This is a genomic window from Nitrosomonas sp. Nm132, from assembly GCF_900100485.1.
GTDB lineage: Bacteria > Pseudomonadota > Gammaproteobacteria > Burkholderiales > Nitrosomonadaceae > Nitrosomonas.
In genome coordinates this window covers 74408-87912 of the sequence record NZ_FNDH01000008.1, presented here as the reverse complement: position 1 = coordinate 87912, position 13505 = coordinate 74408, and the positions used below count along the sequence as shown (strand labels likewise).

Sequence of the window (13505 nt, the reverse complement as noted above, 5' to 3'; positions counted from 1 at the left end):
GATGCGTTCGGTTCTAGTCAAGTAATTGATGTATGGCAGGTATTTTTATTTTCTCCCTATCCAAAACAAAACCCAGTAGTTGCTCTTACAAAATTCACTACTTGAATCTGTTACGATAATGGCCAAGCTCACGCTAGCACAGGTAATAATCGAGAAGTAATTGCGTTTTTCTCCTTTGTTGCTGCACCCAATAAAGCAAAACCATGAAGATTGCCTGTCATATCCTGAAATAAAGCTTTAATACCATCTTGATTGGCCTCAATCTGCCACTCGCCTATCACAGCAGGATCTGGCGGGGATACCACGGAGGGACAGGCCGGTGTTTTAACCAATACTGGCATAGGAGGATAGTGAACAGCTGTTGGAGTACCTGTCACAGTTGCTGCCAAGGCGCGAGCTGCGTGAGTAATAGGCATCACGAATGGCAATACCTTACCTTCTACCTCAGCACAGTCACCCAGTGCGAAGATATTTGTATTCTGAGTCTGTAAATATCGATTCGTTATCACACCACGATTAACATGAATGCCCGCCGCTTCGGCCAGCTTTGTACGTGAACGCAGACCTACTGCTGACAAGACAAGATCCGCTTCGACTGTTCGATTTTCATCAAAGACCAAACGATAACCACTTCCGGTTCGTTCAATTCGCTGTATCTTGGTACTTAAATGAAACCTAATCCCTACCGCTGTTAGCTTATCCTGTAGAAACTTCCCTCCCTCCTCGGGAAGTAATCTACCTAGAGGTCGCGAATTGATATCAATTACATGCACCTGATAACCAGCCACAGCAAGATCATTGGCAAATTCACAGCCGATCAATCCTGCACCTAAAATTGCAATTTCTTTTTTACCATCCAGCGCATCACGGAAGCGGCGGTAATCATCGAAATCATTCACAGATAAAACTTCATCTACCGCGTCACCTGACAACGGCAAGCGGATCGGATCAGCCCCCACAGCCAGCACAAGCCGGCCATAAGACAAATTCTCTCCATTTTCAAGGAACACGGCACCGCCGGATTGATCAATGGTATTGACGCGAGTATACGGCCGTATCGTTATATTTAGCTGACTGGACATCTGTACTACATCCGAGTTCAAGAGCGATGCAGGTGTTTTACCTGTCGCCAGCGCGTTGGACAACATCGGCTTGGAATAAAACCCTCCATGATCGGCAGATAACATAGTAATTGGAATTTCTGCATTCAGTTTGCGCAGCTCTCTTGCTACCGCGTAACCTGCCAGACCACTACCGATGATCACGACTGATTGCTGATTCATATGATTTCTACCATTTCAAAATCAGCCTTGACGACCCCACAATCAGGGCATACCCAGCTTTCTGGAATATCTTCCCAGCGCGTACCCGCCTGAATGCCATGCTCCGGATCGCCTATTGATTCGTCATAAATAAAACCACACACCTTGCACTGAAATTTCCTCATTGTCCTCATTGTTTTATCTAACTCCAATTTTCTGCCCCTATTCTATTCTCTGGATGTTACCAAATAACTTTTAATTGTACCTCAACGAGAAGCTATTTTTGATATTGCTACTGCCTCCCATTCCTTTTCCATGCTTGATAAAATATAGTCTCCATTTAAACTATACAGGTAGAAATTGAACCATTGTCTTGTAGGTTATTCAAATTATTCGTTAACAAAACCTGATAGGTAGCTATTTATGAAACGTATTCTTTTATTCATTGCAACCAACCTAGCCATTTTATTGGTACTAAGTATCACACTGAGGGTATTGGGCATTGATCGTATACTGGATGCAGAAGGCGGTGGATTAAATTACAATTCCTTACTTGTGTTTGCAGCAGTCATTGGCTTTGGAGGCTCACTCATTTCGCTTGCCATGTCTAAATGGAGTGCAAAACATATGACAGGAGCCATCGTTATCGACATCCCTTCCAATGCCACGGAAGGCTGGCTAGTTGAAACTGTGCGCCGACAAGCTAAGGCTTCTGGTATCGGCATGCCGGAAATAGCCATCTATGATTCACCTGATGTCAATGCTTTTGCTACTGGCATGAATCGAAATGAGGCGCTGGTGGCAGTGAGCACGGGGTTGCTGCAAAAGATGCAACAAGACGAAATCGAAGCCGTTCTTGCACACGAAGTAAGCCACATAGCCAATGGGGATATGGTAACGCTTGCTCTAATTCAAGGAGTGGTAAATACCTTTGTAATTTTCTTGTCTCGAATTATTGGTCATGCAGTAGATCGCATTGTCTTCAAAACAGAAGAAGAACACGGACCCGCGTACATGATCACGAGTATCATTGCAGAAATCATGCTGGGTATTCTAGCGAGCATCATCGTAATGTGGTTTAGCAGACAGCGTGAATTTCGTGCAGATGCAGGGAGCGCAAAGTTGGTCGGACGCAACAAAATGATTGCCGCACTGGAGCGCTTGAAACAGCAGTATGAACCCTCTCATTTACCAGACAAAATGGCAGCATTCGGGATCTCAGGTCGGAAAAGTCAAATTGGCCGCCTATTTATGTCACATCCTCCACTGGAGGAGCGAATTGCGGCATTACGTGAAGCAACACATTAAAGCTACAAGGTAGGATGCATATATCGCATCCTACCGTTTATTACTCTGAACATAATCTCACAAACAATTCTCCATTTGCACCAACTCATCTTTTTTGCTGAGAATTATTTGATCACCTCACCTTCCCCGTTCTCATCCTCCTCAACCTCTCCATTCTCATTAGCCTCAAAGCTCTCATCTGGAGGTGGATTACCATCATAGACCAGACTTCTCCGTCGTTGCAGATAGGCGTCGCGTACAAACTCATATTTATCTAGCGCTGCTTCTTCAAGGGTTTTATCCGTGTCCAGCATCTGAGCACGCGCATCAACAGCCCATCCCATCGAAGTTGGGAAACGAACGGTCAGAAAATCAAAGTCAGGGTATATCGACCAAATCGGATGAAAAAAAGAACTATCCACTGCAATTCCCACAGTATCACGTATTGAACTGGGACCTAAGAAAGGCAATACGAGATAAGGACCAGGTCCAATTCCGTAACGACCGAGCGTCTGACCAAAATCCTCATTACGCTTATTAATATTAATATCACTGACTGCACTAATGTCGCTGGCGATATCTATGATTCCAAATACACCGAATGTTGTGTTGACCAGTACCCGAGCTGCACTGGCTGCCGCAGTATCAAACTTCAATTGTAGTAACGCATTGGCTGTAATCACCACATCGCTGAAATTTGAAAAAACATTCCCGATAATCATCTCAAGAGGATCTGGAGTAACTGCTCGATAACCTCGTGCAACGGGATCGAATATAATTTCTTCAAACTTTTCATTAAATGCAAATACTGCCCGGTTCATTGATTCCAGTGGATCTCGTTTATTATTCTCAACCGAGGCGCACCCAATCAGCATATACCCCAATAACATCAAAACCAGAAATTTATAACGATACAAGGTCATTTTTTACATTCGTTTTTATTTGTGAGCAGGCCATCTTGCCATAATTATGTAATCGCGACAACATCCTCGCCGGCAGCCCTCTCACCTTCTCTTAATTAATTTAGTCATGTTCAAAATGGGCACAGCTATTAACACCCCCTCATTCAACAAAGAGTTTCTCAGCCAAATACCAGAACTAAAGTTCAACGGATTGCTACCGTAATTCAGTAGTAACCGACAAAGGCTAACCCATCGCGAGGTAGCAACTCCAAGCTTCCAGTCTTTATATAAATAAAGATAGTGAGGCTACCAAAATTTTGAGAACGGCATCACTTCTCTTTAATTAAGCGCTTACTCCGTTACCTGAGTCAGTATTTTGATTTTATTTTGACCATCAAGGAGCATCTCTATGCAGAATCCTGAAAATCATCGCTACACTCCCGGCAGCATTTCTTTCATTACTCGATCAATCATCTTAACTGCCCTTCTTCTAGCAAGCTTTATCGATATAGGTCATGCAGAAGTAATCGAAGAAAAAAAATCAGTTGCAGCTCAAACAGTCGACACCGAACCTGTAACTAGCTGGGCAAAGGGACGTTTATTGGTGCTGCCTCGCGCGGGCCTACCCGAGCAGGAATCCGACAATGCATTCAAGCCACATGGCGGAATCAAAGCCAAACATCGGCTAGAAGGACTGAACGTTCTCATATATGATCTGCCAGATGGTGTTGATGAAGTCAAAGTCCTTAACAAACTCAAGAAGGATCGGAGATTTAAGAATGTTGAACTGGATATGCTGGTTGCTGCCGATCAGACCGTAACAGATCCTACATTCAGCAGCAGTTGGGCGCTGCCAAAAATTGGCGCTCCCACTGCTTGGGATATTTCCAACGCAGATGGAATCACCATCGCTATACTCGATACCGGAGTAGACAGCAACCACCCTGATCTGGCCGCCAATATGGTACCCGGATGGAATATCTACAACAACAATGCTGATACTACTGATGTACATGGCCATGGCACCAAAACTGCCGGGGTTGCAGCAGCCTCGGCCAATAATGGCACAGGTAGCGCAGGCGTAGCCTGGAGCGCTTCAATCATGCCGATACGTATCGCAGATGCCAATGCTTATGCCTATTTTAGTGCAATGGCAAGCGGTATCCGCTGGGCAGCCGATAATGGCGCCAAAGTTGCCAACATCAGTTATTCTGGTGCTGCTGGCAGCTTAACAGTGCAATCGGCTGCGAATTACATGCGTAGTAAAGGTGGGGTCGTCATCGTTTCTGCTGGCAATACCGGCGGCTATCTCAACTATGCAGCCAGCGACTCATTGCTAGCCATTGCCGCCACCAGCAGCAGCGACGTACGCGCCAGCTGGTCAAGCTATGGACCTTTCGTAGATTTTACAGCCCCCGGTGTCAGTATTTATACCACTACTCGAGGCGGTGGTTACGGCTATGTATCGGGCACTTCCTTTTCCAGTCCGATTGTTGCCGCCACAGCAGCACTGATGCTGTCAGCCAACAGCAATCTAATGCCTGCAGATATCGATCAAATTCTCAAATCCACTGCGATTGATCTAGGCACAATCAGCTATGATCAGTACTACGGTTATGGACGTATTGATGCCGCCAAAGCAGTTAAGGCCGCCTGGACGAAGATCAGCGTGGATAGCCAAGCACCGATTATCAGCATTACCTCGCCAACCGGCGGGCAACAGGTATCGGGTATCGTTGCGATTGATGTCAATTATTCCGACAACCAAGGTGTCGTCCGGGTTGATTTATATGTCAATGGCCAGAAAATCATTACCGACAATCAAGCACCCTATTCCTTTGCATGGGATACCACAAAACTTACCGATGGCACCTATAATCTTACCGCACGCGCTTATGATGCCGCTGGAAATGAAGGTACCTCAACCAACGTCTCGGTAACCGTTAAAAATGCCGTGTCATCAACCTCACAAGACAATCCGGACGGACCAGTTATTACGTCCTTCAACTTGGCTGATGGCATGAAAGTCTCCCACAAACAGAAAGTGAGTGCAACAGCGAACGATGACCAAGCAATCACCCGAATCAGTTTGCTCATTAACGGTAGTGAAGTCGCTGTGAGCTATAGTAGCTCACTCAGCTACACTTGGGATACCTGGCGAAGTGCGCCGCGAGGTTCTTGGTTGCCCGTAACGGTGGAAGCGGCTGATTCAGACGGAAATAAAACGAGCCAGACAGTTAATGTGCAAAATTAAGAATTAAGAAGCCTCATTTTTCATTTGAACAATAAAAAACGCCCCTCGGGGCGTTTTTTATTGTTGTCGGAAATATTTACACCAAGAATCGTGTCGATTCCAAGCAACAGCAATAATACTCTTAAATTCATACTATTACATATCAGGCATGGTTCATGCTTTATATTTTATATAAGGAGGATTCCTTAAATAATCTGCTTTCAAATATAAGGGAATAAGAATAAATAATGAAATCAAAATTAGTAATCGGTGTAATGGGATCAATTATCGCAGTGTCGCTAAGCATAGCGACTGCTCATGCCTTCACAATTGACACATTTTTAGATTCAGCCAAACAGGGTTCACTGGAATTGCCTAGCTCTGGTGACGCAGATGAACTTGCTTTTATCAGAAATGCAACTGGCGACAACACTTTAACTCTGGACTTTAAGATTGATACAATTAATCCTAGTCTGGTTGCTCTGTCCAATGGGACTGATTCTTGGTATATCGATGTTGCTCCGGAAGAGCCCGGTTTCTTTCTGCTGAAATTTGGAGTACCTAATAATTCATCACTAGATACTCACTATGTTTTTCAAAACATAGGCGAATTGACAAAGCTCGTCTGGTCAAATGGTCAAGTAAATAATTTAACTGGAGGCGATTGTGGCATCAATGGAAGTCCAAATAGTTGCAATATTGGAAGATTGAGTCACTATGTTGGCACAAATGGCGGTGGCGGTGGTGGTGGCAGTGAAGTGCCAGAGCCTGCCAGCCTATTGTTATTGGGTGCTGGGTTGATGAGCATGGTTTTTGCCCGTCGCCGTAATTGGGTTTAATCAAAAAACTAAATAAAACTGGAAGCTTCCTTTAAAAGCGCCAAGCAATTGGCGCTTTTTTTATGAAAGTTGATGGGTTATCAGACCGCCATGCCACTGTGGCGTAATAGTGCATCTATTTTCGGCTCACGACCGCGAAAAGCAATAAAGGACTCCAGTGCAGGACGACTTCCCCCTACCGCCAGAATCTCATTCCGGAATCGTTCCCCTGTTTTAGCATTAACCACCTGATCCGCGCCATTTTCTTCAAACAGACTGTAGGCATCAGCAGACAAAACTTCCGCCCATTTATAGCTGTAATAACCGGCCGCATAGCCACCCGCAAAAATATGCGAAAAGCTGCTCGGGAAACGATTGAATGCAGGCGGAATAACTACGGCAACTTGGCTACGAATTTCCTCAAGCAATTGCAGCACCGTTTTTTCACCATGGGAGTCAAAGTCATAATGCAGATGCATGTCGAACAAAGCAAATTCAATCTGACGCAGCGTCTGCAAACCACCTTGGAAGTTCTTGGCAGCCAGCATTTTATCGAATAGCTCCCGAGGTAATGGCACACCGCTATCGACATGCGCAGTCATATGGCTCAGTACATCCCATTCCCAGCAGAAATTTTCCATGAATTGACTTGGCAACTCGACTGCATCCCATTCCACGCCATTGATTCCTGAAACCCCGAGATCCTCAACCTGGGTTAATAAATGATGCAAGCCATGACCAAACTCATGGAACAATACAATCGCTTCGTCGTGAGTAAACAAAACTGGGCGTAACTGCCCATCAACCGTCACTGGTGCGGAGAAATTGCAAGTCAGATAGGCAACAGGCGTCTGTATCGCTGATTTTTCGGTTCCTGTCAATTCAATCCGGCGCCGGGTAATGGCATCATCCATCCATGCTCCCCCTCGCTTACTTGGGCGCGCATAGAGATCGATATAGAATTGACCAATCAGATCACCTTTGGCATCACGAATGTCGAAAAATTTTACATCCGGATGCCAACATTGAATATCAGATGATGGCGCTACCTGAGTAATGCTAATGCCATAGAGCGCTTCCACTAGTTTGAACATACCCGGTAAGACTTTATTTTCAGGAAAATATTGTTTGACTTCCTGATCAGAAAAAGCATAACGCTCCATCCGCAGCTTTTCACTGGCATAGGCCAGATCCCACGATTCTAATTTCTCCAGTCCCAGTTTGGCTGCAGCAAACTGCTTCAACTCAGCCAGATCACGCTCTGCGTAGGGCCGAGCTTTAGCTGCAAGCTCTCCAAGGAAATTCAGCACTTGCCTGGGTGATTCGGCCATTTTAGGCGTCAGGGAAACCTCTGCATAGCAATCAAACCCCAGCATTTTGGCTTCTTCATGACGCAACTGAAGGATCTTATTAATCAGCGGCATGTTGTCCCAGTTGGATGCCCCGTGAGCAAGGCTGTCAATTTCGCTCGCCCGGGTCACATAGGCACGATACATATTCTCACGTAATGCCCGGTCATCGGCATACTGCATAACGGGCAAATAGGAAGGTGCATGCAAAGTGAACTTCCAGCCGGGTATGGAAATAGCCGGATCTTTCTCGGCAGCCTCTTTGGCAGCATGCAGTGCATCACCAGGAATGCCCGAGAGCTCATTTTCATTTTCTATTAATAAGAAAAAATCATTGGTCGCATCAAGCAAATTATCGCTAAATTTTGCAGAAAGCGCTGATAATTCCTCCTGAATACGCATGAAACGTGTTTTCTTTTCGGAAGCCAGCTCGGCCCCCCCCAGACGAAAATCACGTAACTGATTTTCAACAATCTTTTTCCGAGCACGACTGAGCCCCCCAAACTCGTCACTATTCCGTAATTGCTTGAATTTCTCGAATAATGCCTGATCTTGCGACAGTCCGGCATAATACTGAGTAATACTTGGCAAATTGGCATTGTAAGCTTCACGCAACTCAGGGCTATTCATTACGGCATTCAAATGCAATATTTGCCCCCATGCACGTGACAATCGTTCATTTGTATCAATCATGGGTTGCACGAAATCCTGCCAAGTAGGCAGCGCTGTCGCGGCACGCACCCTGGCAATCACCTCCCGGCAATCATGCAGCAATTCTTCCACTGCGGGCGTGATATGCTCCGGCTTAATATCTGCAAAACGAGGCAGTCCAGAAAAATCGAGTAAAGGATTCATGATGATATTCGTTTAAGATAATTATTTTTTGGATGCCAACACAATATGATTGGCAGCACCCTTTGTTAGGTTAAAAAAGTATTAAAAACTATGTAAAAAATCATGGCAGTGCGTCGCGGTCACTTCTCTATATACCCATGTACTGTTATCCGCCGCACTTTATCCCGTTTGCCGATTTTTATCATCTCTCCAGAAAATTAACTTTCATACACAATATTGCCATCGGTCAGCGTAAATTTTACCCGTCCGGGTAATTCCCTGCCCAAGAATGGCGTATTCTTACCCTGACTTTGAATCGTCGAGGCAGTCACTTTCCAATATTCTTCCGGATCGAAAATGCATATATCAGCTGGCGCACCAGGAGTTAGATGGCCCCCATCTATGCCTAGCACCCTGGCAGGTGCTAGCGTAACCGTATTTAACGCCTTGATCAGCGGGATATTCATGGTCGTTGCCCACTTAAATGTTAGCGACAGTAATAATTCCAGTCCCGTAGCACCTGCCTCAGTTTGCCCAAAAGGCAATAACTTGGCATCATCATCCACAGGCGCATGATCCGAGCAAATGGCATCAATGGTGCCATCAATGAGCCCCCCACAAAGGGCATCTCGATCATGCAAATTTCGTAATGGTGGAACAAGATGGCAATTGGTATCAAAGAAACCGATATCCATCTCCGTAAGATGGACATGATTGATTGCTATATCACAAGTGATAGGCAATCCTTGTTGCTTGGCAGCACGTACCATGGCCACCCCTTCCGCACTGGAAATTCGGCATAAATGGACTTTCACACCCGTTTCCCGGGTTAGCAAAATGATATTCGACAAAGCAATTGTTTCTGCGCAAACCGGAATGGGCGGTAAGCCAAGTCGGGTTGCAATCTCACCAGCATGCGCCACACCATTGTTGGCGAGACTGACTTCTTGGGGACGTAACCAAACACTAAAACCAAAAGTCGACGCATATTGCATCGCTTGCATCAAGACATGCAAATTAGCCAGAGGTGCATCGGCATGACTGAAGGCAACGCATCCCGCATCACGCAATTCAGCCATTTCCGTTAAACGCTCACCTTTAAGCTTTTGTGTCAGTGCCCCCACCGGATAGACATGCACTTGATCTAGACTCTTGGTTCGATGCTTGAGCATTTCAACCAACCCTGGTTCATCCAGCGGTGGATCGGTATCAGGCGGGCAAGCTAGACTAGTGACACCCCCAGCCACGGCTGCTTTCAATTCTGATTCCAAGGTAGCTTTGTATTCAAGCCCGGGTTCACGTAAGCGTGCAGACAAATCGACCAAACCTGGACACACAATCAATCCAGCAGCATCGATCACCCGGCAGTCTTGGAAACCCGCAGGAATAGCTCCTAGCGAAGCAACTTTACCCCTGACAATATAAAGATCGCTGACAGTATCAATACCATTTTTTGGATCAATAAGGCGTCCATTTTTGATGTGAATATTAATATTCATAGGTAACTGCAATCTGTTATGCGTGAATAGCCCGAAATCAAGATATCAGCTCAAGGAACTCATCAATTTCCGGCAAGAATCGACATGACCGCCATTCGTACCGCAATACCAAATGTCACTTGCGGCAAAATGACTGACTGCTTCCCATCAGCTACCGCCGAATCAATCTCGACACCGCGATTCATTGGCCCAGGATGCATGACTATCGCATCCTGCTTGGCCAGCGATAATTTCTCCTGAGTAAGCCCATAATATTTAAAATATTCTTCAGGGCTCGGTAAGCTTGCTCCCAACATACGCTCATTTTGCAGGCGCAACATTATCAATACATCGATATCTTTCAATCCCTGAGCTATATCGTGATAAACATGCACACCCAGGCGCTCAACCTTGCTAGGCAATAAAGTCTTGGGTGCAATGACGCGAACCTCGGGCACGCCCAACGTAGTCAGCGCGTGGATTTGCGAGCGCGCCACCCTTGAATGCAAAATATCTCCAACGATCGCTACCCGAAGGTTATGAAAATCTTTTTTGTAACGGCGAATGGTAAACATGTCCAACAATGCTTGTGTCGGATGAGCATGACGCCCATCGCCAGCATTGATGACATGAATCTCTGAGCGCACATGATTCGCTATCATGTGCGCCGCGCCACTCTGCGAATGCCGAACTACAAACATGTCTGCATGCATGGCCGAAAGGTTATTGACTGTATCCAGCAACGTCTCACCCTTGGATTGCGCAGAAACTGCGATATTGAGATTAATCACATCCGCTGACAGTCTCTTGGCAGCGATCTCAAAGGTTGTCCGGGTTCGGGTACTGGATTCAAAAAAAAGATTGAAAACTGATTTTCCACGCAGTAATGGAATTTTTTTGACTTCCCGCTCAGTAACACCAGCAAAAGATTCCGCTGTATCCAAAATATGCAGCAAAATGGAAACAGGCAATCCTTCGGTAGTCAATAAGTGTTGCAACTCACCGTGCTTGTTTAGCTGCGGGTTTCTGTTCATTTTTCTGGAAGACGAATTTCGCGCAAGCCAAGACTCATTTTGCCATCAGTTTCCTGTCTTAATTCCAGCATTTTATCTGCTGGCAAGGGCAATACCGCCCCCACATATTGAGCCGCAATAGGAAGCTCTCTACCTCCCCGGTCAATCAATGTAACCAAATGAATGCAGGCAGGCCGCCCATAATCAAATATCTCATTCACGGCAGCTCGAATTGTCCTTCCCGTATAAAGCACATCATCAACTAGAATTATACGACTCCCTTCAACTTCAAAGGGCAAATCTGACGGCTTGACTTGAGGATGCAAACCAATCTTACTGTAATCATCCCGATAAAAAGAAATATCCAATACACCAAGCGGTATACTGATTCCCAATGCTTGATGCAATCGTTTTGCCACCCATACACCCCCCGTATGGATGCCTATCATTGCGACAGCCTCATCAACATCAGGGCGTAGCTGTTCCGTTAAATCAGCCAGTAATTGCTCAGCATCAGGTAGTTGCATAGTCGCAATCAAAAAAGGATTGCAGGATATGTTGTGCTGCAATCTGGTCCAGCATGGTTTTTTGTTTCTTTCCTTTAATACCCAATTCCCCCAGTGCAGATCTGGCAGTAATGGTCGTATAGCGTTCATCTACCAGGACCGATTTAATCCCAAAACGCCCCTCCAAACGCCGCGCAAATCGTTGACTTAATCGGGTGAGTTCATGCTCCATCCCGTCAGCATGGGTTGGTAATCCAACCACCAGTAACACGGGCTGCCAGGCTTCAATCAATTTGGCAACCGCTTCAAAGCGTTGCTTGGTCATCTCGCAATGAATGGTGGTAAGCGGGTGGGCTAACCGCAGCCCATGTTCTCCCACTGCGACCCCAATGCGCTTCTTTCCAAAATCAAAAGCCAGCACTGTACCACTTGGCAATCTTTCCACAATTCCCGATCCATTTTCATATCTATCTGTGAAGCTACCAATTCTTAATGTCGTTTGAATACTGCTATCCGAGTTATGCATGCCCGACTTCATTCGATAAATTAGAGAAATCGATTCCCAGCAACCGTGCTGCAGCAGACAATTTTTCTTCAAAAGACATTCCAAAAATAATACTGGAAGAAGCCGGAACAGTCAGCCAGGCATTCTGGATCAATTCTTGCTCGATCTGTCCAGGTGCCCATCCTGAATAACCCAATGCAACCAGCATTTGTTCAGGGCCCTCGCAACTTGCAATAGCCTCTAAAATATCAACAGAAGACGTCAACCCTACTGTCTGGTTGACCGCTAGCGTAGATTTCCACTTCCCCACAGGCTGGTGCAGCACAAATCCACTGTCGATCTGTACTGGCCCCCCAAACATTACAGATCGCCCTGCTGGCAATGAGTCAGCAAAGGGGATACCAAGTTGCTCGAATAATTTCTCCAAAGTAAATTCTGTAGGGCGATTAATAACGAGCCCTACCGCCCCGTCTTCATTGTGCTCACAAATATAAGTAAGGGTTTTAGCAAAAAAAGGATCGGACATATTAGGCATAGCAATCAGAAAATGATCTGTCAGGTTGATATTTTTCATAATAAAGACCTCTTTACTACTTATGCGAAATCGCAAATCACACTATATGATCAATCTGAAACATAAAACTATTATTAATTCCCACTTCTTCCTAATATTTCTCATCAAACCCAGTATGCCGTTTGCGTCATAACTTTTGAACTCATTTTCATAGCCAGTTTCACCGGTAATGGCAACTCCATGCCGCCATGTGATATTGCCATCGTTGCATGACAAGCTTCATCAATTTTCATTTGCGCAACAATAGCGCGACTTTTCAAATCCTGATGAGGTAACCGCTGCAAATGCTCTGCGAGATGCGCCTCGACTTGATGCTCTGTTTCCGCGAGAAAACCGAGATTCCATTTATCACCGAGTACCCCCGCCACCAAGCCAATTGCAAAAGATCCTCCATACCATAATGGGTTAAGCAAGCTTTTACGACCACCTAATTCAGCAATACGACGTTCTGTCCAGGCCAGATGCTCAGTTTCCTCACGTGCAGCCTGTACCAATGCATTTTGAACCTCTTGATTTCGTGCGGTCATCGCCTGTCCTTGATAAAGAGCCTGCGCACATATTTCTCCAACATGATCAACGCGCATCAATGCACATGATTCCTTTCTTTCCTCATCAGTTAATTCATTTTCTGGCAGATTCTTTCCTGGTACAGCGCGTAATGTTTGGGCTGGCACCATCAGTGTACGTAATGCGTTATCAAAACCAATAATGAACTTATCTATATTCAGCACGACATCAATTCCA

At 45.5% G+C, this 13505-nt stretch carries 13 protein-coding genes and 1 riboswitch; of the genes, 3 read left to right on the top strand and 10 right to left on the bottom strand.

Going from position 1 to position 13505, the window contains the following annotated elements; translation table 11 throughout:
* Positions 1 to 128: 128 nt before the first annotated feature.
* Both BLP80_RS05110 and BLP80_RS05105 read right to left on the bottom strand, forming a co-directional pair.
* Positions 129 to 1283: an NAD(P)/FAD-dependent oxidoreductase gene (locus tag BLP80_RS05110; RefSeq protein WP_090540780.1), complete on the bottom strand. Its 1155-nt coding sequence runs from the start codon at positions 1281 to 1283 to the stop codon at positions 129 to 131.
* Entirely contained in the window at positions 1280 to 1447 is a 168-nt protein-coding gene (locus BLP80_RS05105; RefSeq protein ID WP_090540778.1) for a rubredoxin, read from the bottom strand. The genes BLP80_RS05110 and BLP80_RS05105 overlap by 4 nt, the downstream gene beginning before the upstream one ends.
* A gap of 238 nt (positions 1448 to 1685) precedes the next feature.
* Between BLP80_RS05105 and htpX the strand changes: the two genes are divergently transcribed.
* Positions 1686 to 2570: a protease HtpX gene (gene htpX / locus BLP80_RS05100; protein ID WP_090540776.1), complete on the top strand. Its 885-nt coding sequence runs from the start codon at positions 1686 to 1688 to the stop codon at positions 2568 to 2570.
* A 104-nt stretch (positions 2571 to 2674) separates the two neighbouring features.
* Here the strand turns inward: htpX and BLP80_RS05095 are convergent, their stop codons facing one another.
* Positions 2675 to 3472, bottom strand: a complete 798-nt coding sequence (locus tag BLP80_RS05095; RefSeq protein ID WP_176754270.1) for an MlaA family lipoprotein — start codon at positions 3470 to 3472, stop codon at positions 2675 to 2677.
* A 211-nt stretch (positions 3473 to 3683) separates the two neighbouring features.
* Positions 3684 to 3765: riboswitch (cyclic di-GMP riboswitch) on the top strand.
* A gap of 95 nt (positions 3766 to 3860) precedes the next feature.
* On the opposite strand from BLP80_RS05095, the gene BLP80_RS05090 reads away from it, so the two are divergent.
* Positions 3861 to 5705 (top strand): S8 family serine peptidase, encoded by a 1845-nt coding sequence (locus tag BLP80_RS05090; protein WP_090540774.1) that lies wholly within the window; start codon positions 3861 to 3863, stop codon positions 5703 to 5705.
* 227 nt (positions 5706 to 5932) lie between these two features.
* Positions 5933 to 6523 carry a PEP-CTERM sorting domain-containing protein gene (locus BLP80_RS05085; RefSeq protein WP_090540772.1) on the top strand — a complete coding sequence of 197 codons (591 nt, stop codon included), beginning with the start codon at positions 5933 to 5935 and terminating at the stop codon, positions 6521 to 6523.
* An 80-nt stretch (positions 6524 to 6603) separates the two neighbouring features.
* Here the strand turns inward: BLP80_RS05085 and BLP80_RS05080 are convergent, their stop codons facing one another.
* The 7 genes from BLP80_RS05080 to coq7 form a co-directional block, all read right to left on the bottom strand.
* Positions 6604 to 8706 carry a M3 family metallopeptidase gene (locus BLP80_RS05080; RefSeq protein WP_176754269.1) on the bottom strand — a complete coding sequence of 701 codons (2103 nt, stop codon included), beginning with the start codon at positions 8704 to 8706 and terminating at the stop codon, positions 6604 to 6606.
* Between the two features lie 197 nt (positions 8707 to 8903).
* The gene (locus tag BLP80_RS05075; RefSeq protein WP_090540833.1) at positions 8904 to 10178 is read right to left on the bottom strand and encodes a dihydroorotase; all 1275 of its coding nucleotides are present in this window, start codon (positions 10176 to 10178) and stop codon (positions 8904 to 8906) included.
* A gap of 68 nt (positions 10179 to 10246) precedes the next feature.
* The gene (locus BLP80_RS05070) at positions 10247 to 11197 is read right to left on the bottom strand and encodes an aspartate carbamoyltransferase catalytic subunit (protein WP_090540768.1); all 951 of its coding nucleotides are present in this window, start codon (positions 11195 to 11197) and stop codon (positions 10247 to 10249) included.
* Positions 11194 to 11703 carry a bifunctional pyr operon transcriptional regulator/uracil phosphoribosyltransferase PyrR gene (gene pyrR / locus BLP80_RS05065; protein WP_090540767.1) on the bottom strand — a complete coding sequence of 170 codons (510 nt, stop codon included), beginning with the start codon at positions 11701 to 11703 and terminating at the stop codon, positions 11194 to 11196. Before pyrR ends, BLP80_RS05070 begins: the two co-directional genes overlap by 4 nt.
* Positions 11690 to 12208: a Holliday junction resolvase RuvX gene (gene ruvX, locus BLP80_RS05060; protein WP_090540765.1), complete on the bottom strand. Its 519-nt coding sequence runs from the start codon at positions 12206 to 12208 to the stop codon at positions 11690 to 11692. The genes pyrR and ruvX overlap by 14 nt, the downstream gene beginning before the upstream one ends.
* Entirely contained in the window at positions 12201 to 12761 is a 561-nt protein-coding gene (locus BLP80_RS05055; protein WP_090540763.1) for a YqgE/AlgH family protein, read from the bottom strand. The genes ruvX and BLP80_RS05055 overlap by 8 nt, the downstream gene beginning before the upstream one ends.
* A 104-nt stretch (positions 12762 to 12865) precedes the next feature.
* Complete coding sequence (coq7, locus tag BLP80_RS05050) at positions 12866 to 13492, bottom strand: 2-polyprenyl-3-methyl-6-methoxy-1,4-benzoquinone monooxygenase (protein ID WP_090540831.1); 627 nt, start codon at positions 13490 to 13492, stop codon at positions 12866 to 12868.
* Positions 13493 to 13505 lie beyond the last annotated feature (13 nt).

Coding starts and splice junctions, on each gene's coding strand:
- BLP80_RS05070 (WP_090540768.1), bottom strand. CDS start 11,197: ATGAACAGAAACCCGCAGCTAAACAAGCACGGTGAGTTGCAACACTTA.
- BLP80_RS05090 (WP_090540774.1), top strand. CDS start 3,861: ATGCAGAATCCTGAAAATCATCGCTACACTCCCGGCAGCATTTCTTTC.
- BLP80_RS05110 (WP_090540780.1), bottom strand. CDS start 1,283: ATGAATCAGCAATCAGTCGTGATCATCGGTAGTGGTCTGGCAGGTTAC.
- BLP80_RS05105 (WP_090540778.1), bottom strand. CDS start 1,447: ATGAGGAAATTTCAGTGCAAGGTGTGTGGTTTTATTTATGACGAATCA.
- BLP80_RS05085 (WP_090540772.1), top strand. CDS start 5,933: ATGAAATCAAAATTAGTAATCGGTGTAATGGGATCAATTATCGCAGTG.
- htpX (WP_090540776.1), top strand. CDS start 1,686: ATGAAACGTATTCTTTTATTCATTGCAACCAACCTAGCCATTTTATTG.
- pyrR (WP_090540767.1), bottom strand. CDS start 11,703: ATGCAACTACCTGATGCTGAGCAATTACTGGCTGATTTAACGGAACAG.
- BLP80_RS05080 (WP_176754269.1), bottom strand. CDS start 8,706: ATGAATCCTTTACTCGATTTTTCTGGACTGCCTCGTTTTGCAGATATT.
- BLP80_RS05055 (WP_090540763.1), bottom strand. CDS start 12,761: ATGAAAAATATCAACCTGACAGATCATTTTCTGATTGCTATGCCTAAT.
- ruvX (WP_090540765.1), bottom strand. CDS start 12,208: ATGCATAACTCGGATAGCAGTATTCAAACGACATTAAGAATTGGTAGC.
- BLP80_RS05095 (WP_176754270.1), bottom strand. CDS start 3,472: ATGACCTTGTATCGTTATAAATTTCTGGTTTTGATGTTATTGGGGTAT.